The 21,362-nt window shown below is 40.4% G+C and carries 25 protein-coding genes; 21 read left to right on the forward strand and 4 right to left on the reverse strand.

The annotated features are described in order from the left end of the window. Positions 1 to 143 precede the first annotated feature (143 nt). Positions 144 to 341, forward strand: coding sequence for a hypothetical protein (locus J2S05_RS01450; RefSeq protein ID WP_306979229.1), 198 nt, complete (start codon positions 144 to 146; stop codon positions 339 to 341). A gap of 37 nt (positions 342 to 378) precedes the next feature. On the opposite strand, the gene J2S05_RS01455 is transcribed toward J2S05_RS01450, so the two are convergent. Beyond that, positions 379 to 519 (reverse strand): sporulation histidine kinase inhibitor Sda, encoded by a 141-nt coding sequence (locus tag J2S05_RS01455; RefSeq protein ID WP_306981043.1) that lies wholly within the window; start codon positions 517 to 519, stop codon positions 379 to 381. A gap of 421 nt (positions 520 to 940) precedes the next feature. Between J2S05_RS01455 and J2S05_RS01460 the strand changes: the two genes are divergently transcribed. The 9 genes from J2S05_RS01460 to J2S05_RS01500 are packed head-to-tail and all read left to right on the forward strand — an operon-like array spanning position 941 to position 6,871. Further along, entirely contained in the window at positions 941 to 1,462 is a 522-nt protein-coding gene (locus tag J2S05_RS01460; protein ID WP_306979231.1) for a YqeG family HAD IIIA-type phosphatase, read from the forward strand. Beyond that, positions 1,444 to 2,568, forward strand: a complete 1,125-nt coding sequence (gene yqeH, locus J2S05_RS01465; RefSeq protein ID WP_306979233.1) for a ribosome biogenesis GTPase YqeH — start codon at positions 1,444 to 1,446, stop codon at positions 2,566 to 2,568. Before J2S05_RS01460 ends, yqeH begins: the two co-directional genes overlap by 19 nt. 12 nt (positions 2,569 to 2,580) lie before the next feature. Then, positions 2,581 to 3,417 (forward strand): shikimate dehydrogenase, encoded by an 837-nt coding sequence (gene aroE / locus J2S05_RS01470; RefSeq protein WP_306979235.1) that lies wholly within the window; start codon positions 2,581 to 2,583, stop codon positions 3,415 to 3,417. Between the two features lie 36 nt (positions 3,418 to 3,453). Then, positions 3,454 to 3,747: a ribosome assembly RNA-binding protein YhbY gene (gene yhbY, locus J2S05_RS01475; protein WP_306979237.1), complete on the forward strand. Its 294-nt coding sequence runs from the start codon at positions 3,454 to 3,456 to the stop codon at positions 3,745 to 3,747. Positions 3,748 to 3,768: 21 nt separating this feature from the next. Then, positions 3,769 to 4,371, forward strand: a complete 603-nt coding sequence (nadD, locus tag J2S05_RS01480) for a nicotinate-nucleotide adenylyltransferase (protein WP_306979239.1) — start codon at positions 3,769 to 3,771, stop codon at positions 4,369 to 4,371. Further along, a complete protein-coding gene (gene yqeK, locus J2S05_RS01485; protein WP_306979241.1) occupies positions 4,340 to 4,921 on the forward strand; it encodes a bis(5'-nucleosyl)-tetraphosphatase (symmetrical) YqeK in 582 nt (193 codons plus the stop codon). The genes nadD and yqeK overlap by 32 nt, the downstream gene beginning before the upstream one ends. Further along, the gene (gene rsfS, locus J2S05_RS01490) at positions 4,918 to 5,271 is read left to right on the forward strand and encodes a ribosome silencing factor (RefSeq protein WP_306979243.1); all 354 of its coding nucleotides are present in this window, start codon (positions 4,918 to 4,920) and stop codon (positions 5,269 to 5,271) included. The genes yqeK and rsfS overlap by 4 nt, the downstream gene beginning before the upstream one ends. After that, positions 5,271 to 6,131 carry a CvfB family protein gene (locus J2S05_RS01495; protein WP_306979245.1) on the forward strand — a complete coding sequence of 287 codons (861 nt, stop codon included), beginning with the start codon at positions 5,271 to 5,273 and terminating at the stop codon, positions 6,129 to 6,131. The genes rsfS and J2S05_RS01495 overlap by 1 nt, the downstream gene beginning before the upstream one ends. Next, a complete protein-coding gene (locus J2S05_RS01500) occupies positions 6,128 to 6,871 on the forward strand; it encodes a class I SAM-dependent DNA methyltransferase (protein WP_306979247.1) in 744 nt (247 codons plus the stop codon). The genes J2S05_RS01495 and J2S05_RS01500 overlap by 4 nt, the downstream gene beginning before the upstream one ends. A gap of 48 nt (positions 6,872 to 6,919) precedes the next feature. On the opposite strand, the gene comER is transcribed toward J2S05_RS01500, so the two are convergent. Further along, a complete protein-coding gene (comER, locus tag J2S05_RS01505) occupies positions 6,920 to 7,759 on the reverse strand; it encodes a late competence protein ComER (protein ID WP_306979251.1) in 840 nt (279 codons plus the stop codon). Between the two features lie 104 nt (positions 7,760 to 7,863). Between comER and J2S05_RS01510 the strand changes: the two genes are divergently transcribed. The 3 genes from J2S05_RS01510 to J2S05_RS01520 all read left to right on the forward strand — a co-directional run bounded on the left by J2S05_RS01510 (position 7,864) and on the right by J2S05_RS01520 (position 11,523). After that, positions 7,864 to 8,517, forward strand: coding sequence for a helix-hairpin-helix domain-containing protein (locus J2S05_RS01510; RefSeq protein ID WP_306979253.1), 654 nt, complete (start codon positions 7,864 to 7,866; stop codon positions 8,515 to 8,517). Between the two features lie 87 nt (positions 8,518 to 8,604). Beyond that, positions 8,605 to 9,171 (forward strand): ComE operon protein 2, encoded by a 567-nt coding sequence (locus J2S05_RS01515; protein WP_306979254.1) that lies wholly within the window; start codon positions 8,605 to 8,607, stop codon positions 9,169 to 9,171. 30 nt (positions 9,172 to 9,201) lie between these two features. Next, positions 9,202 to 11,523 carry a DNA internalization-related competence protein ComEC/Rec2 gene (locus J2S05_RS01520; protein WP_306979255.1) on the forward strand — a complete coding sequence of 774 codons (2,322 nt, stop codon included), beginning with the start codon at positions 9,202 to 9,204 and terminating at the stop codon, positions 11,521 to 11,523. A 37-nt stretch (positions 11,524 to 11,560) separates the two neighbouring features. On the opposite strand, the gene J2S05_RS01525 is transcribed toward J2S05_RS01520, so the two are convergent. After that, on the reverse strand, positions 11,561 to 11,698 hold the full coding sequence (locus J2S05_RS01525; RefSeq protein WP_306979257.1) for a YqzM family protein: 138 nt from the start codon (positions 11,696 to 11,698) through the stop codon (positions 11,561 to 11,563). A 244-nt stretch (positions 11,699 to 11,942) separates the two neighbouring features. On the opposite strand from J2S05_RS01525, the gene holA reads away from it, so the two are divergent. After that, positions 11,943 to 13,076, forward strand: a complete 1,134-nt coding sequence (holA, locus tag J2S05_RS01530) for a DNA polymerase III subunit delta (RefSeq protein WP_306979259.1) — start codon at positions 11,943 to 11,945, stop codon at positions 13,074 to 13,076. A 45-nt stretch (positions 13,077 to 13,121) separates the two neighbouring features. Here holA and rpsT read toward each other — a convergent pair whose 3' ends face one another. Continuing rightward, entirely contained in the window at positions 13,122 to 13,388 is a 267-nt protein-coding gene (gene rpsT / locus J2S05_RS01535) for a 30S ribosomal protein S20 (protein ID WP_306979261.1), read from the reverse strand. 241 nt (positions 13,389 to 13,629) lie between these two features. Here rpsT and gpr point away from each other — a divergent pair, with 241 nt between their 5' ends. From gpr to grpE, 7 genes are all read left to right on the forward strand, one after another. Further along, complete coding sequence (gene gpr, locus J2S05_RS01540; RefSeq protein WP_306979263.1) at positions 13,630 to 14,733, forward strand: GPR endopeptidase; 1,104 nt, start codon at positions 13,630 to 13,632, stop codon at positions 14,731 to 14,733. A gap of 115 nt (positions 14,734 to 14,848) precedes the next feature. Then, the gene (locus tag J2S05_RS01545; RefSeq protein ID WP_306979264.1) at positions 14,849 to 16,033 is read left to right on the forward strand and encodes a stage II sporulation protein P; all 1,185 of its coding nucleotides are present in this window, start codon (positions 14,849 to 14,851) and stop codon (positions 16,031 to 16,033) included. Next, positions 16,033 to 16,383 (forward strand): hypothetical protein, encoded by a 351-nt coding sequence (locus J2S05_RS01550; protein ID WP_306979266.1) that lies wholly within the window; start codon positions 16,033 to 16,035, stop codon positions 16,381 to 16,383. Before J2S05_RS01545 ends, J2S05_RS01550 begins: the two co-directional genes overlap by 1 nt. Before the next feature lie 110 nt (positions 16,384 to 16,493). Then, entirely contained in the window at positions 16,494 to 18,314 is a 1,821-nt protein-coding gene (gene lepA / locus J2S05_RS01555; RefSeq protein ID WP_306979268.1) for a translation elongation factor 4, read from the forward strand. Between the two features lie 72 nt (positions 18,315 to 18,386). Continuing rightward, positions 18,387 to 19,553: a radical SAM family heme chaperone HemW gene (gene hemW / locus J2S05_RS01560; protein WP_306979270.1), complete on the forward strand. Its 1,167-nt coding sequence runs from the start codon at positions 18,387 to 18,389 to the stop codon at positions 19,551 to 19,553. A 105-nt stretch (positions 19,554 to 19,658) separates the two neighbouring features. Continuing rightward, entirely contained in the window at positions 19,659 to 20,684 is a 1,026-nt protein-coding gene (gene hrcA / locus J2S05_RS01565) for a heat-inducible transcriptional repressor HrcA (RefSeq protein ID WP_306979272.1), read from the forward strand. An 89-nt stretch (positions 20,685 to 20,773) separates the two neighbouring features. Next, entirely contained in the window at positions 20,774 to 21,361 is a 588-nt protein-coding gene (gene grpE, locus J2S05_RS01570) for a nucleotide exchange factor GrpE (RefSeq protein ID WP_306979273.1), read from the forward strand. Position 21,362: the final 1 nt, after the last annotated feature.

Here is a 21,362-nt window from a genome sequence, read left to right on the forward strand (position 1 = left end):
GTAGTATGATGCTTTGTCTTATAAGGGTTTTAAGATGCTTTTAAATAAGAAGAAACAGCACTGAAACAGAAACGTAAATATAAATGTATAGTTTGTCTCTTTTTTTCCAAAGCTGAATGTATAAAGGAATTAGGGAGTAAATTATGAGAACTCGAACAAAGGCGTATGTCTGTGGAGGAATATTTCTACTTATGTTTGGAGCTGGTTGGTTTTCAGATCATGCGGTGGATGAAAAGCGGTTAGAGGAACGAAAAGGTCAACAGATTCAAGGTTTTTTTGATGAAGAGTTTGGTCCAAGGGAATATATTAAGATCCGTCCAAAACAAACAAAAGAGGAGTAGCCTAGGATGGGCACTCCTCTTTTTTGACTTGTGTATATTAGGATGACAACTTAATTTTTGCCTCAAGTGATCGTTTCATAAGCTCCAGCTTAATGAGTTCTACAAATTCATTACTCAGTTCTAGTTCAATGGCTTTATAATACGTTTCAATGAGAAGATCGTCGGATAGATGTTTCATCTTGTCCTGCTGTTTACTAGCAGCAGGGTCACCTCCCTTAAAAGATGGTATGTCCACAAAAATTGAAACCTTGAACCTCTCGTTGAATGAATCTCTTTGTTTTTTTTATCCTACCATGATCTGAATACGAGAACAATCGTTCGTTTTGTCCACAGGTGGGGGTGGATAACTTGTGGTTTAAATGTGTATAAAGAATGAGATGACGTGTTATGTGTGGATTTTTGTCGTGTATAAGGTTATCCACAAACAGGGCAATTGACAGAAAATGTCGAAAAACTTAATGAATATTGAACAGAATTGGTTTTAGACGGGTGATTTTTGTGGAAATCATTGATTAAAGTGGTTGTAGACGGTATAGTTTTAGATTGATAGAAAATACGGATCGAAATGAACGGATAATTATTATAATGAGGTGTAAGCAGTGCTAAAAAACCTTTTGCCCAATCAATATGTACAAAGCATATATGAAATTAATCTAGATGAGCTTCGCCAAAATGGAATTCGTGCGATTATTACCGATTTAGATAATACGCTAGTTGAGTGGGATCGACCAGAAGCAACGCCCGAAGTAAGGGAATGGGTTAAGCGACTGACAGAGCATGATATGGTTGTCACCATTGTTTCAAATAACTCAGAAAAGCGAGTAAAGGCTTTTGCTGACCCAGAAGAAATGGTGTTCATTCATAGTGCGAGAAAACCAATGCGACGTTCATTTGTTCGAGCATGTAAGCAAATGGGAGTGAAGCCTGAAGAGACGGTAGTGATTGGAGATCAAATCTTTACTGATGTATTAGGCGGTAATCGAGCAGGACTACAAACGATTCTGGTTGTGCCGGTTGCTAAATCAGATGGGCTTGCGACTCTGCTTAATCGTCGAGCAGAACGGTTCGTGTTAAGATGGATGAGAAAGAAAGGGATGATTCAATGGGAGAATCAAAAGTGACCTCAGAGCCTATTTTTTGTACAGGCTGTGGAGTTCAAATCCAAACAGAGAATAAAGGTGAGCTTGGATTTGCTCCTCCCTCTGCACTTAAGAGAGAAGTTATAATCTGTCAGCGTTGCTATCGTTTAACGCATTATAATGAAGTACAAGATGTTTCATTAACAGATGATGACTTTTATAAAATATTGAACACAATATCTGAAAAAAAAGCACTCATCGTTAAAATTGTAGATGTTTTTGATTTTACAGGGAGCTGGTTACCGGGCTTGCACAGATTCGCGGGCGGAAACGATGTTCTTCTTGTTGGAAATAAGGTAGATTTACTTCCAAAGCTTATTAATCGGAACAAGGTCATTAACTGGATGAAATTTTCGTCTAAGCAATTAGGCTTAACACCAAAATCTGTCTCACTCATGAGTACTAAATCAGGCGAAGGTGTTCTCGAGGTTGCTTCAGAAATAGATGAGTTACGTAAGGGAAGAGACGTATATATTGTAGGTTGTACTAACGTTGGAAAATCTTCGTTTATAAATCAGCTAATTAAACAATTTGCTGGAGACACAGACCAATTGATTACAACATCACATTTCCCTGGTACAACTTTAGATGTCATCGATATTCCATTAGATGATGGACAAACGATGTTTGATACACCTGGTATTATTAATCATCATCAGATGGCTCACTATGTTTCTGAAGCGGGTCTAAAAACCATTACACCAAAAAAAGAATCAAAACCAAGGGTGTATCAGTTAAATAGTGGTCAAACACTGTTTCTGGGTGGTTTAGCAAGGATGGATTTTACAAATGGAGAGCGAACTTCGTTTGTGTGCTATTTGTCGAATGAATTGACTATCCATCGCACAAAGATTGAAAAAGCAGATACGCTTTATCAACAACATGCAGGAACGCTTTTGACACCTCCAGAAGAGGAGCAAGGTCCACTTGAGATGGTGAAGCATACATTTAAGATTTCTGATCAGTTAAGTGATATTGTATTCTCTGGTCTTGGATGGATTACGGTAAGAGGGACAGGCTTAAAGATTGAAGCCTATGCACCAAAAGGTGTAGGTGTGTCTATTCGTCCATCTATAATGTCAAGCTGAGGTGAGAGTAGTATGAAGAAGGTATTTGGATTGCTTGGGCATCCTGTTGGACATTCAATGTCGCCAGTGATGCATCAGGCTGCCTACGAACAGCTTGATATGGACGCGACCTATGTGGCTTTTGATGTAGAGCCACATAGACTGGAAGAAGCAGTTAAAGGAATCCGTGCATTAAACATTCGTGGCTGTAATGTAACTATTCCTCACAAAGTTGAAGTCATGAAATACCTTGATGTAGTTGATGAGGAAGCGAGACAAATAGGAGCTGTCAATACGATCTTAAATGAAAATGGCCAACTAACGGGCTATAATACGGATGGTAGAGGCTATATACAATCTCTTTTGCAAGTGGTACCAGAGCTGTTGGGAGCATCTATTCTTGTAATTGGTGCAGGGGGAGCAGCAAGAGCTGTTCTCGCTTCATTGTTGCCACATCAACCTAAGCAAGTGGTAGTTGCGAACCGTACGATAGAGAAAGCAACTGACTTGGCTCGTGTATTTCAACGGGATACTACAGACGTGAATGCTTCGACAATTTCGAGTGCTGCAGCAAATCTAGAGGAATATTCAATTATTATTAATACAACATCCGTTGGCATGAGCCCTCATGTTGAAGACATGCCGATCTCTCTTGAACGATTGTCGCCAAACGCGGTAGTTAGTGACTTGATTTACAACCCACTTGAAACGAGGTTGTTAAAGGAAGCGAAGAAGCGGGGAGCGCGTGTGTTAAATGGTGTAGGCATGTTTGTTCATCAGGGAGCGTTATCCATCGAGCATTGGACGGGTATCTATCCAGAGTCAGAGCCTATGCGTAAGACAATTTTAAAGCAATTAAAGAATGAGTAAAGTTTGGTTTGGTATAAACCAAAGAAGGAGTACGTCATGTTAACTGGAAAACAAAAGCGATTTTTACGTTCGAAGGCGCATCATTTAAGTGCAATTTTTCAAGTAGGAAAAGGTGGCACAAATGAAAATATGATCGAACAAATAAAAGAAGCACTTGAAGCTCGTGAATTGATTAAAGTGAGCGTTTTACAAAATTGTGAATATGATAAAGATGAAGTAGCAAAAGCAATCACAAAAGGTGCGAAAGCTCAATTGGTTCAAGTCATTGGAAATACGATCGTTGTTTATAAAGCATCAAAAGAAAATGCCAGCCTGGTGCTGCCAAGATAGTTGTTGAAGAGAGTGAGATGTATGTCGGTAAAGAAAATCGGTTTATTTGGAGGGACGTTTGATCCTCCACACCTTGGACATATGCTGATGGCTGAAGAGGCATTGCATGAATGTCACCTCGATGAAATTTGGTTTATTCCTGTTTCTACGCCACCACATAAAGAGCGCGAGGTGACTCCTGGGGATATGCGATTTGAGATGCTTGTTCGTTCAACCTCGGAAGAGCCAAGATTCCAAGTATCAGATGCTGAAATCAAACGCCAAGGTCGATCGTACACTGTGGATACCGTAAAGCATTTCACTTCCCAGTACAAAGATCACGAATTTTACTTCATCATTGGTGGAGATATGGTAGAATCACTTAGTGAATGGAAAGACATTGATACCATTCTTGAGCTGGTTACCTTTATTGGATTCAAACGTTCAGGTAGTAGTCAAACACCACGACTATATAAAGATCGAATTCATCACCTTGATTTAGTGCAGGTTGATTTTTCTTCATCGCATATTAGAGAGAGAATTCAAGCGCAGAAGCCTATTCGTTATATGGTGCCTGATTCCGTACACTCATATATCATGGAGGGAGGTTTATATGGAGCAAAGCCGTGCATTAGAGCTCGTTAAACCTCACCTAACAGAAAGTCGTTACACACATACCATTGGTGTGATGGAAACGGCAATCATACTAGCCGAACGTTTTGGAGAAGATAAAAAAAAGGCAGAAATAGCTGCTGTATTTCATGATTATGCAAAGTATCGTGATAAAGAACAAATGAGACAGTTGGTTAGAGATGACCTTCCGTGTAAGGACATTCTTGAATACAGTAGTGAATTGCTTCATGCGCCTTGTGGTGCACATTATGTTGAAAAGGAATTAGATATAAGGGATCAAGAAATTATTGACGCCATTAAATATCATACAACCGGTCGCCCGAATATGAGCGGGCTGGAAAAAGTGATTTTTTTAGCCGATTACATTGAACCGAATAGACAATTTCCAGGCGTTGATGAGGTAAGGGAATTAGCTGAATCAAATTTGGACGAGGCAATTATTCAAATGCTAGAGAATATGATCTCCTTTTTGATCAGTAAAAGACAGTTGCTTTATCCGTTAACACTTGAGACATACAATCATTTAATTACACATTTTGAGGGGAGTTTTGATAAAGAGTGAGCGAAAATACATTATTATCATTAGCGATTAATGCAGTAGACGATAAACGTGGGGAACAGATTGTAGCATTAGATATGAAGGGGATCTCACCAATAGCCGATTATTTTGTTATTTGTCACGGTAATTCCGAAAAACAAGTACAGGCTATTGCCTTTGAATTAAAAAAAGTGGTACAAGAGCAAGGGATCGAAATTCAACGTCTTGAAGGATTTGATCAAGCGCGTTGGGTCTTGCTTGATTTAGGTGATGTGGTTGTACATGTATTCCATAAAGATGAACGCTTGTACTATAACCTGGAAAAACTATGGGGCGATGCTCCGACGGTTGAGATTGAGAAGGTACTTGGATAATGGAGCTTAAGCCAGGGTTAACAGCAACATTAACTGTAGCTCGTAAAGCTGAGTTTGGTTATTTTCTCACAGATGGTCAGACTGATGTTCTGCTTCACAAGCGTGAAGCAGGAGGGGATCATGAAATTGGTTCAACGCTAGAAGTGTTCCTTTATCATGATCACCAGAACAGACTCTCGGCTACGATGGAAAAAGCGATCGTCAAAAATGATGATTTCGCATGGCTTGATGTTATTCAAGTAAAGAAAGGTCATGGTGTCTTTCTTTATAATGGAATTACACGTGATTTGTTTGTATCCATGGATGAATTACCTGAAGATGAAGACTATTGGCCAGCTCGCGGAGATAAGGTTCCGGTTTCACTTGATTGGGATAAAAAAGGACGCTTAATGGGTGCGCTAGTAAGAGGGTTGCCACTTGAAAACGTTTCTGTTAAGGCAGATCCAATTGTTTTGAATCAAGATGTTTCTGGACACGTCTATCATTATGTTGATGAAGGTGCCCTCATTTTCACGGATAAGCAGCACTTCGCTTTTCTTCATGATGACGAAATGACTTCAAAACTTCGAATTGGTGAACGTGTGCGCGCACGAGTCGTTTTTGTACGTGAAGACGGACGTATTAACGTCACAATGAAGGCATTGCGCAGTGAACGTCAAAAGGACGATGCAGGACGTTTGTTAGACTATCTTAAAGCCCAGGATGGATCCATGCCATTTGGTGATAAATCTTCACCGGAGTCAATAAAAGGGGCATTTGATATGAGTAAGGCATCCTTCAAAAGAGCACTAGGTAAGCTTTTAAAGGAAGGGCAAATTGAACAGCGACATGGCTGGACCTATCTTAAGGATCAGACATGAGATACGCTGGCTTTGCCTCGCTTTATGATTATTTAATGTCAGAGGCACCATATGATCAGTGGGTAGAGTACGTAAGAAAGAATGTTCCAAACCAACAACTGGATGGCTTAACGTTGCTAGATGTTGGTTGTGGGACAGGTGAGTTAATGCTTGAGCTATTGAAGCAAAATGTAGAGGTAACGGGTTTAGATCTCTCGGCTGATATGTTAACTGTTGCGCGGACAAAAGCAGGTGAACAAGGTTTTAATCCGCTGCTCATTGAAGCGGATATGACGGAATTAGCTCCGCTTGCTGTCTATGACCTTGTGACTGTTTTTTGTGACTCATTGAATTATTTAGCAACGGAAGATGAAGTCAAGCTCGCTTTTGAAGGGTTTGCAAAGCAATTGTCCCCGGGTGGTCTACTTCTGTTTGATGTACATTCCCAACATAAGATTAACCACGAATTTATTGGGCATACGTTTGCTGATGCCGATGAAGATGTTTCGTACATCTGGACCTCCTTTGCTGGGGAGTATCCAGACAGCGTAGAACATGAACTGACTTTTTTCTCTATTAAAGATTCTGGAGAATATGAGCGTTTCGACGAAGTTCATGCACAGCGAACCTTTTCTATTAATCAATACAAACAGTGGCTTTTGGAAGCTGGTTTTCGGGTAGAATCTGTTACAGCTGATTTTTCACCCAATCCACCTTCAGAAAAAAGTGAACGAATATTTTTTAAAGCAATCAAGTTATAAGCAGGATTACTTAAAAGAATAGCGAATAGAACAAGGAAGGCTCTTTTATTAAGAAAGCCTTCCTTTGTTGTAGAAAGATTCTTGTATATGCTTCTGTTCCTTGTAGAATTTCTTATGAGTCCGTTGGAACAAGTGGTCAAACATCTGTCCCGTTTCATTTTTTAATACTTCTATTCCTTCTCCAGTTATTCCCCCAGGCACACAAATCCTTTGTTGAAGACTTGTTAATGTGAAACGCTCCTGTTCAAACAATTTCCCTAATCCAATCAGCATATTGGTTGCTAGCTCTGTGGCTTCTTCCTCTGATATGGCGGTTTGTCGAACGGCTGCATCTATAAAACTCTGCGTCAAATAACTAAAAAAAGCAGGACCGCAGCTTGCGATATCTGAGGACACACGTGTGATGTCTTCTTCTATTTCTAAGGGCTCAGAGATAAAGCTGAGAAGACTGGTTAAGTGATTACGATCAGACTGTGTGCATCGTTCACCATAGCTGAGCAAAGAAGGGCCAGACAATGTTTGATTGATCATGCTTGGTATAGCTCTTGCAACTTTACATGACACTTGAGTCTCAATAACGTCAACTTTTATTGGGCTTGTAATGGAAACAAGCAAGGTGGATGGTCTTAAACTCTGACTGATTTCTTCAAGTAATGAAGGGATTTGTAAAGGTTTCACACAAATAAACAACGTATCAGCGACTGCTGCAAGCCGACTAGCTGATGGCATCACATGAATGTCAGGGTAGGTTTCCTGTAAATGAATAGCCTTTTGAATGCTCCGATTGTAAATGAAGATCTCTTCCTCTTGTAACGCTTCCGCTTCTAGTAATGCTTCAACTAACAGTGTTCCCATACTTCCTGTTCCAATAATACCTATACGAGCCATAACAAACTCCTTTCTACGAGCAGGTTACTGTGCCAATATCATTATCACTATTCATATGCAAAGAACAGCACATTATGAGAGTTGATTTAAAAAAGGAGGGGTTCATGAATATGCTACGTGCTATCCAACCGTATCGTGTTCATCTAGTGGCTGGAGTAGCCTGCTGTATTGTTGTCATAGTATCTTTTTTGTTGTTTTCAAGCGGTCAATCACAAGGGGAAGCGAATCAAACGGAGCTTGACCCGTGGCTGACTCAAGAAGAGCCTGACACACCAAGCGAGGAAGATGTTGATACTGAAGAATCCTCTGTCATTATTGTAGATGTGAAGGGTGCTGTATCTTCACCTGGTATCTATAGGTTAGAAGCAAGTAGCAGAGTTGACGACGCAATCCGAGCGGCTGGAGGACTAACAGAGAATGCTGACCCAAACCAATTAAATTTTGCTATGATCCTATTTGATGAGATGCTGATATATGCACCAGAGATCGGCGAAGAAGGAGAACTGGTTATCGCTCAGGCCACTCAACCATCCAAGGAAGGGCAAGCGAGTGGCGATGATGGACCCCTTGTTAACTTGAATACAGCCACGGAAAAAGATTTAGAAACGTTAAATGGAATAGGCCCATCAAAATCAGCAACGATTATTGCTTATCGAGAAGAGCATGGTGATTTTCAAACTATCGAGGAACTGATGAATGTAAGTGGAATTGGAGAAAAATCATTTGAAAAACTTAAAGCAGAGATTACCGTAAAATAAGTGTCGATTTTTAGTTGACTGAAACCATTATCCTTTTTACACTTAGGAAGCAATGAATGTGACCGTTAATTAAGAGGAGACTGAATGATGGACAGAATTTCTTGGGACCAATATTTCATGGCGCAGAGCCATTTATTATCATTACGTAGTACATGCCCTAGGCTGATGGTAGGGGCAACAATTGTTCGAGATAAACGGATTATCGCAGGGGGCTATAACGGCTCTGTAAGCGGCGAAGCTCATTGTCTAGATGATGGATGTATGGTGGTAGATAATCACTGTATTCGAACGATTCATGCGGAAATAAATGCACTACTTCAATGCTCAAAATTTGGAGTTCCAACCGAAGGATCAGAATTATATGTCACGCATTTTCCGTGTGTACATTGTTCGAAATCAATTATTCAAGCGGGGATTCAACGTGTGTATTATGCAAAGGAATACAAAAATGATCCTTATGCTGAACAAATTTTTCAAGCAGCAGGTGTCGATTTAATTGCCGTAGAATTGGATGAAGCTATATTGGATCGTAAGTATCAGGATAAGTTAAATTTAACCGTATCTTTGTTAAAGGAACTAGAAAAAACAGATGTCTCGGAAGATGTTCTTCAAGATTTGTTACAGCAGACCCGCTCAATTTATACGAAATCATAATAAAGGAGGAGAGTAGTAATAAGACTACTAGTGATTTGTCTTGTTGCTTCCATACTTGGAATATGGGGAGGCATTCAAGGGTTTGATGTGGCAATTGTTCTGCTAACACTTATCCTACTAATCTATTGCTTACTACAAAAGCAACAGGTAAAGAAATCACTGCTCATTGCCATGATCTTTTTTATGGTGTTTTCGTTAAGAGGTATCAGCGCTGAAATGAATAATGAATCGATGTTATCTGAAGGTCATTTAGAGATTGAAGGTACAATTACAGGGGTACCTAGAATCAACGGAGACTCGATGCAGTTGCAGATTCGATTGGATGAAGGAGAACGACTACAAGCTTCTGGTTTCTTTAAAAGTGAAGCAGAGCAACACAAGTGGAGTCACATAAGACCTGGTATGTCCTGTCGATTTACAGGGAGTCTGACGCATCCTAGGTTACCCACAAATTTTTATCAATTTAATTATCAAACCTATCTATATGAACAATCGATTCATTGGGTTTACCAATTGAATCCGGAACAGACGTTTTGTAACGCTGAGAGTGGGACGTGGGCCGATCGATTCAACGGATGGCGAATGGATCGTATGGAACAAATTCTTTCGCGATATCATGAAGATGTCGCTGGGTTAATTATTGCCTTAACGTATGGCGATCGTTATTTTATTGACCAAGATATACTTCAGGCTTATCAGAAGCTTGGGGTGATTCATTTGCTTGCGGTCTCAGGTCTACATGTAGGCATGCTAACAGCTGCAGCGATGTATTTGTTAATTAGAATTGGCCTTACGCGAGAGCGGGCAATGGAGCTGTTACTGTTCGCTTTGCCGTTTTATGCATTTGCTGCTGGGGCTGCTCCACCTGTCATAAGGGCTGCTGCAATGAGTTTTGTTGTACTCTTGTGTTTGCGATTAAAAAAGAAAATTCAACCGATGCTTGGTATCTCCTTCATTTTTCTCCTTTATCTTCTGTTAAAACCCTATGTGCTTTTTCAGTTAGGCTTTCAGCTTTCTTTTCTCGTTTCGTTTTCTCTTATCCTTTCAGCTCAGTCTATTCAATCACTATGTACATCTTATTTGGGTAAAACCATGGCTGTTACATTAATCGCTCAGCTACTCACTTTACCATTGATTTTGTATCATTTCTTTGAATGGAATCTAATAAGCATCCCACTAAATCTTATATATATCCCTTTTGTCACACTGCTTGTTCTACCTGCCTCGTTTTTAGCTAGTCTCTTTGATATCTTCCTTCCAACTGCAGTAAACATCCCTTATTTTCTGCTTCAATCTGTTGTATCTCCTGTTCATCAAGTTCTTACGTATATAAATCAATTTCCGTTGTTATCTTACTCACCAGGAAAACTTCCAGTTTGGTTTATCGGTGTGTTGTATGTGTGTATTGTGCTCGTTATGTTGATGTGGGAGTCTCAAATTAAATATTGGTGGGCATTTGCCATGGTTCTACTGTTAGTGCCACTTGTAGGAATCAAGCTGCCTCCTTACTTTAATACGGAGGCGACTGTGACGATGCTTGATGTTGGGCAAGGAGATAGCTTTGTCATTGAACTGCCAAGACGAGAAGCGGTTTTTGTGATTGATACAGGAGGAGTCATTCGTTTTTCAGAAGAACCGTGGCGAAACCGAAGAAATCAATTTAATACCGGTAAGGATATCTTGATCCCCCATCTTAAAGCAAAAGGAATATCAACGATAGATTACCTAATACTGACCCACGGAGATCATGATCATATAGGAGGAGCAGAAGCATTATTAGATCGAATGAAAGTGAAAGAATTGATCTATGGTAAAGGTCCCGTTGAAAAGGAAAACGAAATTCAAGTATTAAGCGCATATAGAGACGCAGGTACAGTCATTCGTATGACTGAATCAGGAAAAACATGGTCATTTGGTGAAAATCGTTTCGCGATCCTAGCGCCTGATTCATCAGATCATGAGACCGATACAAATGAACGTTCCATTGTGCTCGCGGCCTCAATAAAGGGGGTGAATTGGTTATTTACTGGAGACTTAGGTGAAAAAGGAGAGCGGAGATTGTTAGAAAGGTATCCGAGCATCCAAACCGATGTATTAAAGGTTGGCCATCATGGAAGCTTAACATCTTCTTCTGAGGAGTTCTTAGATCAGCTTCAACCAAATGTGGTGATGATCTCTGCTGGCAAAGACAATCGTTATGGTCACCCACACCCTGAGATCCTTAGTCGGTTGCAAGAAAGACAGATGTCGATATGGAGAACGGATCTTCATGGCGCTGTTCAGTATCAATTAAATGGGCAGGGAATAAAAGTGAAGACGGCTCTACCACAAGACGAAACAGGACCTAAATGACAACAGGTCCTGTTATGAATATTGAATCGCATGTAGTTTACAGTAGACTGAAAACATCAACTAGCGAAGCAATGATAAAGAGGGTGGCAAAGAAACCAAAGGATGCGACAAACCCAATACCAGAGTCAATGGCATCATTCCGTTTGCTTTGTACTTCTTCTTCAAACTTATTCATCAAAATCCTCCTCTCTCTCTAAGTTTCAGTATAAGCGAAAGCGCTCTATTTTACTATGCTTGTTTCTAGATTTGACGCAAAATCTGACTTCTTTCACCGGTCATTGGTTACGCTGTTAAGAGTTGTCACCCATAATGTTTGCATGCATAGGATACGTTATAAAGAGACCGGTCTTGTATTTCGTGTAGAAGCGAAGATCCCGGGTTTCGTTTCTCTACGTTTATTATAAATGGAGGCTACCATTATGGTTAGTCTCCTCTTTATGTTTGTCTTGTTATTTGGCAAGATATTTTTTACACTAAACAGAAGAAGTAAAATCAAAAACGGGGTTATGATGATGGATTACATAAAGCAGTTAAAGAATATTCAAAAAGGAAAAGTGGATCCTGTTTATTTTGTGCATGGCACACAGGCATTTATTATTGAAGAAGTCATTCATGAGATCCTGTCGAGTACGTTGAGTAAAGAAGAGCAAGAGATGAATGTCCAACGTTTTCGATTGGCAGATACGCCACTTCAATTTATTATTGAGGAAGCGGAAACACTCCCGTTTTTTTCGAGTAAAAAAATTGTGATTGTTCAAGACTTTTACTTAGCAACAAGTCAAAAGGCTGAGTCCGCAATTGAACATCAAATAGAGAGTCTTGAACCTTATTTAAAACAACCATTATCTGAGACGACATTAATTATTGTCGCTCCTTATGAAAAGCTAGATGAACGGAAAAAGGTTACAAAGCAATTAAAAACACACGCAACGGTTGTTCGGGCTGCGGAATTGTCTGAACAAGAAACGATTGCATGGATACGCGAGCAGGCTGATTTACTCGGAATTGATGTACCTGATCCAGTTAAAAAACGTTTAGTAGAATTGGCAGGAACGAATTTGTTGCAATTGCGCTCTGAACTGACTAAATGTCAGCTTTATACAGGCGTAGGTGGAGAGGTAACAATGGAGGCTGTGGAGCAATTAGTAGCCAAAACATTAGAGCAATCTGTATTTGATTTGATTGACAGGGCAATGAAGGGGAAGACTGCTGCTGCGGTCACTCTTTACAAGGAAATGGTTAGAAGGAAAGAAGAACCATTAATGATTTTGGCTATGTTAACGAGACAACTACGGATATATCTACATGTTATGGAACTAAAACAGCGTTCCTATTCTGAAAAACAAATGGCTGGGATCTTGAAGTTACACCCTTATGTGGTGAAGCTTGCAGGAAAACAAGTATCGGGATATGAGGAAAAGCGATTAAAGGCCAGTATCATGGCAGCGGCAGATACGGATTATGCGATAAAAACAGGAAAACAGGAAAAGGAGTTTGCAGTAGAACTCTTTATTATTAAGTTAGGCACCCTTTCAATTTCACAAGGGGCGTAATTAATAAAAAAACGACTCCTAGGGAGTCGTTTTTTTGTGTGTGCATTAAGCAGAAAGTCCATTAAGCTGTCTAGCTAGACGAGACTTTGTACGTGCAGCATTGTTTTTATGGATAAGGCCTTTGCTTGAAGCTTTATCAATTTTCTTAGTCGCTTCAGCAAATGCTGTTTGAGCTCCTTCTGTTTCTCCAGCTTCAACGTGTTTCTCGAAGTTTTTGATGGCAGTACGTAGAGCAGACTTGTAAGCAACGTTTTGAGCACGACGCTTGTCATTTGTTTTCACGCGTTTGATTGCAGATTTAATATTCGCCATGTGTTTCACCTCCTGAGCAAACAGCCAATTCTCAATTTGTAACTAGTTTGTTCAAAGAAGAACGTCCTTTTACTCACAGTTATCAGCAATTGAAATGCCGTTTAGAATGACTTGTATAACAACAAGCATTTTATCAAAATCGCACCGTAAAAGCAATAGTTCTCTTTGGATTCTCTTAATGCATGAAATAGTGGCGCGGAGGAAGGCTACATGTATGATAAGAAAAATGGAGGAATAGACGATGGATAATCATTTAAACATGGAGCCGTTTCAAGTGCGTACAGATTTAGCGGTAGAGGCACATGAATTATATAAAGAAAAACAACCCGATACAAAGCCTGTTACGGGTATTCAAGTAAAATCAGATGAAATAGATGGGATAAAAGTGACGAAGGTTATAATTGATGAGCAGGCTGCTCCAAAGCTAGGAAAGAAGCCTGGTCATTATTTAACGTTTGAATCACAAGGCATTCGAGCGAAAGACACGGACTTGCAAGCAAAACTCGAAAAAGTATTTGCTACATCATTTCAACAGTTTTTAACTGAATCAGGTGTGGGTGAATCAGATAGTTGCTTAATTATTGGCTTAGGGAATTGGAATGTTACGCCAGATGCACTAGGTCCGATCGCCTTGGAGGAAATTCTTGTGACAAGACATTTGTTTGAATTAGCTCCGGAAGAAGTCCAGGATGGCTTTCGCTCAGTTAGTGCCCTAACACCTGGTGTTATGGGTTTAACAGGAATCGAAACAAGTGATATTTTATTCGGTGTGATTGAAAAAGTAAAACCAGATTTTCTGATTGTTATTGATGCTCTCGCCTCAAGGTCGGTGGATCGAGTGAATTCAACGATTCAGATCACGGATACCGGGATTCATCCGGGAAGTGGTGTAGGGAACAAACGAAAAGAAATTAGTAAGGAGACGCTCGGTATTCCAGTGATTGCGATTGGGATTCCTACGGTTGTAGATGCAGTAACAATTACTAGTGATACGATCGATTATGTCCTTAAACATTTTGGTAGAGAAATGAAAACAGGGAAAGTCCCTTCGAGATCGTTAGTCCCCGCTGGTATGACATTTGGAGAAAAGAGAACGCTGACGGATGAAGATTTACCAGACGAGAAAAAGCGTGAGACGGTTCTTGGTATTGTTGGAAATCTACCTGAACAGGAAAAAAGACAGTTAATCTCAGAAGTGCTTTCACCTATAGGTCATAATTTAATGGTGACCCCAAAAGAAATTGATGTATTTATTGAAGATATGGCACATGTATTGGCTGGCGGCTTAAATGCTGCGTTGCATAATCAAGTTGATCAATTAAATACAGGTGCTTACACACATTAATGCATGAATGCCCCTTATGTCTCCTTCCGGACAAAAGGGGCTTTTTTGTGTTCTAGCCTGTCCGAAACCTGAATAGGATGGCAGTAGTCACGTAATGGACTCGGGAGTGATAGAGATGAAGCCATCAGGATTTCGCGGCATGACAATCAAAGTAAATCGGACAAGCATCAAGCAGATGATGATAACGTCGGTGCTTGGTGTGATTAGTCTATTTATTCTTGTGAGTGTTCTAACCAGTTTTGGTCAGGGGCGTGGGTTTTCTTCTGAATACATCCATACATGGTCAGCAGGTCTTGCTGGAGAGCAGCTTTTGCAAGTGATGGGTATGGAGAATACTCATTTTACAGAACCGTTACCAGAGGGAAGTAGGCAGATGCAGCTTGCTCCTTTGGCCTTTCATATGGTGACCAGTCTAAATCCAGAAGATCCTCGTAGCTTTTTAGGGAGAGAGTTACCTGGATTTGCTTTTTTTGATTCTCAAATCTATATAGCAGGTGTTGGCACAGACTACACAACGCTGTCTCATGAATCTAGCCCGCCAATTGATGTCCAACTTGCTGAGCGAGATGCCAAGCAAGAAAGTTTAGAGAAAGTGATTCAGCTTGAGAAAGAAGCGGAAGAAGCCAAAAGACAGCAGGCTCAATCTGAACAAAATACAGGAGAGAAAAAAGTTGTCTACATCATAAATACGCATGACACGGAATCGTTTTTACCTGAACTTAATTCTGATGAAGCATTTAATAAAAAGGTCAACATTACACAAACCAGTGAAAAATTAAAACAAGAGCTTGAAAAAAGGGGCATCGGTGCCACACGAGAAGAACGAAGTGTTCAAGAGCGTGTGCATGAAAAAGGGTGGGAGTATACACAATCCTATGATGCAGCGCGGGAGTTTTTGACCGAAGCAATGGAGAGCTCACCTGATTTTGAATTATATTTTGATTTGCACCGCGACTCTTCCAATCGAAGTAAAACAACCGTAACCATTAATGGTGAAGAGTATGCCAGAACATTCTTTGTGGTTGGAGGTAATAATCCTAATTCTCAATACAATACGAAAATGGCAGAAGACCTCAACGCACTTTTAGAAGAAAAGTATCCAGGATTAAGCCGAGGAGTATTAACAAAAGAAGGTTCAAAAACCAACGGCGTATTTAATCAAGATTTAGCTCCACAATCGATGTTAATTGAAATTGGTGGCGTGGATAATACATTAGAGGAAACGTATCGGTCATCTGAAGCGTTAGCGGACGTAATTGCTGAGTACTATTGGACAATACAAGAGGGCGAGGGGTCTTGATGGGGAAAAAATGGCTCGTACAATTAGGATTACTAATGATTGCGATATTACTAGGGGCTGTCGGTGGTATTCAATATATGAATGAATATCTAGGGATTTCAGAGCCAACACCTTTGCCAAAGCAAGAAATGGTGAAGAAAGAAGTTCTTGAACACGAACCAAATTCGCGAATTGATTTAGTTTCTAAACAGCAAGTGACGCAAGAAGATCCACATTATAATGTTTTCTCACAAGCGGCCATGTCAAGTGCAACAGGATTGCAGGATCTGACAAGGAACTTACTTTCTACATTAGTAAATGCTGTAGAAGGGTTAAATGGCCGGGAAGAGCCGATTGATGAAACCATATAAAAAGGGAATCAATTAAAACATTTCGTTTCTTCGTATTGTACGCGCACCTGTGGCTTGCTATAATAGAGGATAGTGTATATTTGTACGTAAGCTGTAGGAGTGATTGTAGAATGAATAATGAAGACCGTATAGAAAGGCGAGAGAGGATTCGTAACTTCTCGATTATCGCCCATATTGACCACGGGAAGTCAACACTTGCCGATCGAATTCTAGAATTAACTGGGGCTCTGACGCACCGGGAAATGAAAGAACAAACGCTTGATGCGATGGATCTGGAGCGAGAGCGTGGAATTACCATAAAGCTTAATGCTGTGCAGTTGAAGTACAAAGCGAAAGATGGAGTAGAATATATTTTTCACCTGATAGATACGCCAGGACATGTCGATTTTACATATGAAGTATCGAGAAGTTTGGCGGCCTGTGAGGGCGCATTGCTAATTGTGGATGCAGCTCAAGGGATTGAGGCGCAAACACTGGCAAACGTGTATCTGGCACTTGATAACGACTTAGAGATTTTGCCGGTTATTAATAAAATTGATTTACCAAGTGCAGAACCTGATCGTGTCAAACAAGAGGTAGAGGATGTCATTGGTCTTGATACGTCTGAGGCTGTGCATGCATCCGCTAAAAATGGCATTGGAATTGAAGAGATCCTCGAGCAAGTGGTAGAAAAAGTACCGGCTCCAACGGGCGATCCAAATGCTCCGTTTAAGGCATTAATCTTCGACTCATTATACGATGCATACCGTGGTGTCATTGCTTATATTCGAGTGGTGGAAGGAACAATCAAACCAGGTGATCGCATTCGAATGATGGCGACAGGAAAAGATTTTGAAGTAAGTGAAATTGGGGTCTTTACACCTAAAGCCACTAAACAAGACGAATTAACAGTTGGAGATGTAGGGTTCTTAACAGCAGCCATCAAAAATGTTGGTGATACGCGCGTCGGTGATACGATTACAAGTGCTGATAACCCTACAAATGAGCCGCTTCCAGGCTATCGTAAGATGAATCCGATGGTTTATTGCGGGTTATATCCTGTAGATACAAATGAGTACAATGATCTGAGAGAAGCGTTAGAGCGTCTCGAACTAAATGATGCTTCGCTTCAGTATGAGCCTGAGACATCTCAAGCACTTGGATTTGGATTCCGTTGTGGATTTTTAGGTCTTCTGCACATGGAAATTATTCAAGAAAGAATTGAACGAGAGTTTGGCATTACGCTTATTACAACGGCTCCAAGTGTTATTTATTCGGTAACTTTAACAAATGGAGAGTCTTTACAAATAGATAACCCATCAAATATGCCTGATGCCCAAAAGGTAGACGAGGTAGAAGAACCTTATGTTCGTGCAAGTGTAATGGTCCCAAATGATTATGTCGGATCAGTAATGGAGCTTTGCCAGAAAAAACGTGGTAACTTCATAGATATGCAATACCTTGATGCAAACCGTGTTCAAATCACTTATGAGATTCCGCTCTCTGAGATTGTTTATGATTTCTTTGACCAATTAAAATCAAATACAAAAGGCTATGCGTCCTTTGACTATGAATTAATTGGCTACAAAGCATCGAAGCTAGTGAAAATGGACATTCTTCTAAATGGGGAGACAGTAGATGCTCTTTCAGTTATCGTACACCGTGATTCTGCTTATGACCGCGGAAAGATCATTGTAGAGAAATTAAAAGAGCTCATCCCGAGGCAACAATTTGAAGTGCCGATCCAAGCGAGTATTGGCCAAAAGATTATTGCTCGTTCCACGATAAAGGCGATGCGTAAAAATGTATTAGCTAAATGTTATGGCGGCGATATTTCACGTAAGCGAAAGCTACTTGAGAAACAAAAAGAAGGTAAAAAACGAATGAAGTCTGTTGGAAATGTCGAAGTACCTCAAGAAGCCTTCATGGCAGTTCTGCGGATGGATGACTAAAAGGGAGAGGGCTGGCTTTTGCCGGCTTTTTACCATGTTAGAAGACGTTATGAAAGAAGGAGGTCGGACTTTATGAATCATGAAGCAATATATGTCCACATCCCTTTTTGCGAGCATATTTGTCATTACTGTGATTTCAATAAGGTGTTCTTAAAAAATCAACCTGTACAGGAGTATCTGGATGCGCTCCTAAAAGAAATGAAAAAAGAACAAGCTGAACACCCGGCAACACGAATAAGGACGATTTATATTGGTGGAGGAACACCTACTGCACTGACACCCTCTCAACTGGCCTATTTGCTTAAAGGCATGAAGGAGATCTTCCCACTTGAAGAAGTAGAGGAATGGACAGTAGAGGTTAACCCCGATAGTGCAGAGCAAGAGAAGCTTCAGGTTCTCTTTGATGCAGGCGTTAATAGATTAAGTATTGGCGTACAAACCTTTGATCCTCAATTACTAGAGATCATTGGTCGAACGCATCGTGCAGATAGTGTGTATGAAGCTGTGCAAACCGCTCGACAAGTAGGCTTTGAAAATTTATCTATTGACCTCATGTTTAGTTTGCCTAAACAAACACCTGAATCGTTTCGCGATACATTAAAACAGGCATTTAGCTTAAATGTAGAACATATCTCTGCTTATTCATTAAAAATTGAAGAAAAAACCGTGTTTTATAACCGTCAGCGTAAAGGAAAGCTTCAGCTTCCTCCAGAAGAACATGAAGTGCAGATGTATCAAGATCTCCGGTCGATGACGAATGATGCTGGGTATGAGCAATACGAGATCAGTAATTTTGCAAAAGACGGATTAAAAAGCAGGCATAACATTGTTTATTGGGATAATGCTTCATATTTTGGTTTTGGAGCAGGAGCATCCGGTTATATAGAGGGAGTGCGCTATCAAAACATTGGGCCAGTGAAACAATATATTGATGCGGTCGAAGCTGACAAGCCTCCAAGATTGAACACTCATCACGTAACTAAGGTTGAACAATTAGAAGAAGCGATGTTCCTCGGACTTCGTAAAAGAGAGGGCCTTCACCCTGATGATTTTCTACAACGTTACGGTGTCCGATTTGAAGACATTTACAACGAACAAATTTCTGAACATCTTGGCAAAGGTCTACTAGAATATCACGGCGGAGCTTTAAGACTAACGGCGGAAGGACTGCTTCTTGGTAATGAAGTGTTTGAGTCTTTTCTTGCTGTATTAGAGGAAGATCCTACGCCTGTAGAGTAAGTTCTTTTTTTCGAAGCTTTCATATTGACAAACTCTGACCTATTTGATAACTTATCAATAGAATTAGCACTCGTAATTAGAGAGTGCTAACAGGGGTGATTCGGGATGCTGACAGAGAGACAGTTGTCCATTTTGAGTGCGATTGTTGATGAATATATTCGTTCTGCGGAGCCGATTGGATCACGCAGCATCTCTAAACGCCATGATATTTCCTTTAGTCCGGCGACCATTCGTAATGATATGTCGGATCTTGAAGAGCTTGGTTTTTTAGAAAAACCTCACAGCTCAGCCGGACGTATTCCGTCACAGAAGGGCTATCGATTTTATGTTGATCATTTATTGATGCCACACCGTCTGACGGTAAAGGAAAAAGAGAGCATTCATACAGTCTTTTCGTCTCAGGCTCAAGAGCTTGAAGAGATGTTTAGACAGTCTGCGCGTATTCTTTCAGAGATGACTAGTTACATTTCTATTGTACTTGGACCTGAAATGGAAGATGCCAGGTTGCGCAGTGTTCAAATTGTTCCGTTGTCTCAAGAGAAAGCGATTCTAATCCTAGTTAGTTCGACTGGTCATGTAGAAAACCAGATGCTTCATTTATCAGCAAGTGTAGAGCCTGCCGATTTGGAACGTGTGGTTAATATCATGAACAAACGTTTAATGGGTATTCCGCTTTATAAGCTTCAGACAGCGATTCAAACTGAATTGGCGCATGTGATGCAGGAGCATGTTACTGCTTATGATTCACTTTTAGAGAGTTTGCAGACCTCGCTTTCAATGGAGCGTCCTCATAAAGTTTTCTACAGCGGTAGAACCAATATTTTAAACCAGCCTGAATTTCGGGATCTGGATAAGGTGCGTCTATTGTTCAACTTCCTAGAAGAAGATCAAACGATGCATCAACTTCTGCGCACCCAAGAGACAGGATTACAAGTGAAGATTGGTCACGAAAACAAGCTAGAAGCTTTTGATGACTGTAGTATGATTACTGCGGCTTATTCCATAGGCGACCAGCATGTTGGAACGATCGGTATCATCGGTCCTACTCGAATGGAGTATCATCGAGCAATAAAAGTCGTAGATTATTTATCTAAAGACTTGACCAGGTTATTGACGAGGTTGTATCAATAACACATTAATTGGTAATATTGACTAGAGCGTAGCTAAGGCCGTTCTAGTCATCAATACATAGTGAATGTTTTATGGAGGTGAGTGTGAAAATGAGTAAAGAACAAGAGGATCAAAACAAGCATGCTGATCAACAGGAGCAAGCAGAGCAAAAAGAGCAGGATCAAGAACAGGAAATGGCTGATGTAATGGAAGGTCAAATCCTTGAAGATCAAGAAGCAGCAGATGAAGAATCTGTTGAAGCTGCACATAAGGCAGAGATCGCTGATCTTAACAACCGTTTGCTTCGGGTACAAGCTGATTATGATAACTTCCGCAGACGTTCCCGTGATGAAAAGGAATCAGCGGCTAAATACAGAGCACAAGGTTTTGTTGAGGAATTGCTTCCGGCTCTAGATAATTTTGAGCGTGCCCTTTCTGTTAAACCAGAAGGCGAAGAAGCAAAATCATTGGCTCAAGGCTTGAATATGGTGTATAACCAACTTCAAGAAGCCTTAAAAAAAGAAGGCGTTACTGTCATTGAGACAGTAGGAGAAGCATTTGACCCTCACTTACATCAAGCTGTTATGCAGGTTGAAGAAGAAGGGTTTGAATCGAATCAAGTTGTGGAAGAACTGCAAAAGGGCTATAAGTTAAAAGACCGTGTATTACGTCCTTCCATGGTGAAAGTGAACGCATAAT

It is taken from the genome of Alkalicoccobacillus murimartini (genome assembly GCF_030813245.1).
GTDB classification, from domain to species: Bacteria; Bacillota; Bacilli; order Bacillales; family Bacillaceae_D; genus Alkalicoccobacillus; species Alkalicoccobacillus murimartini.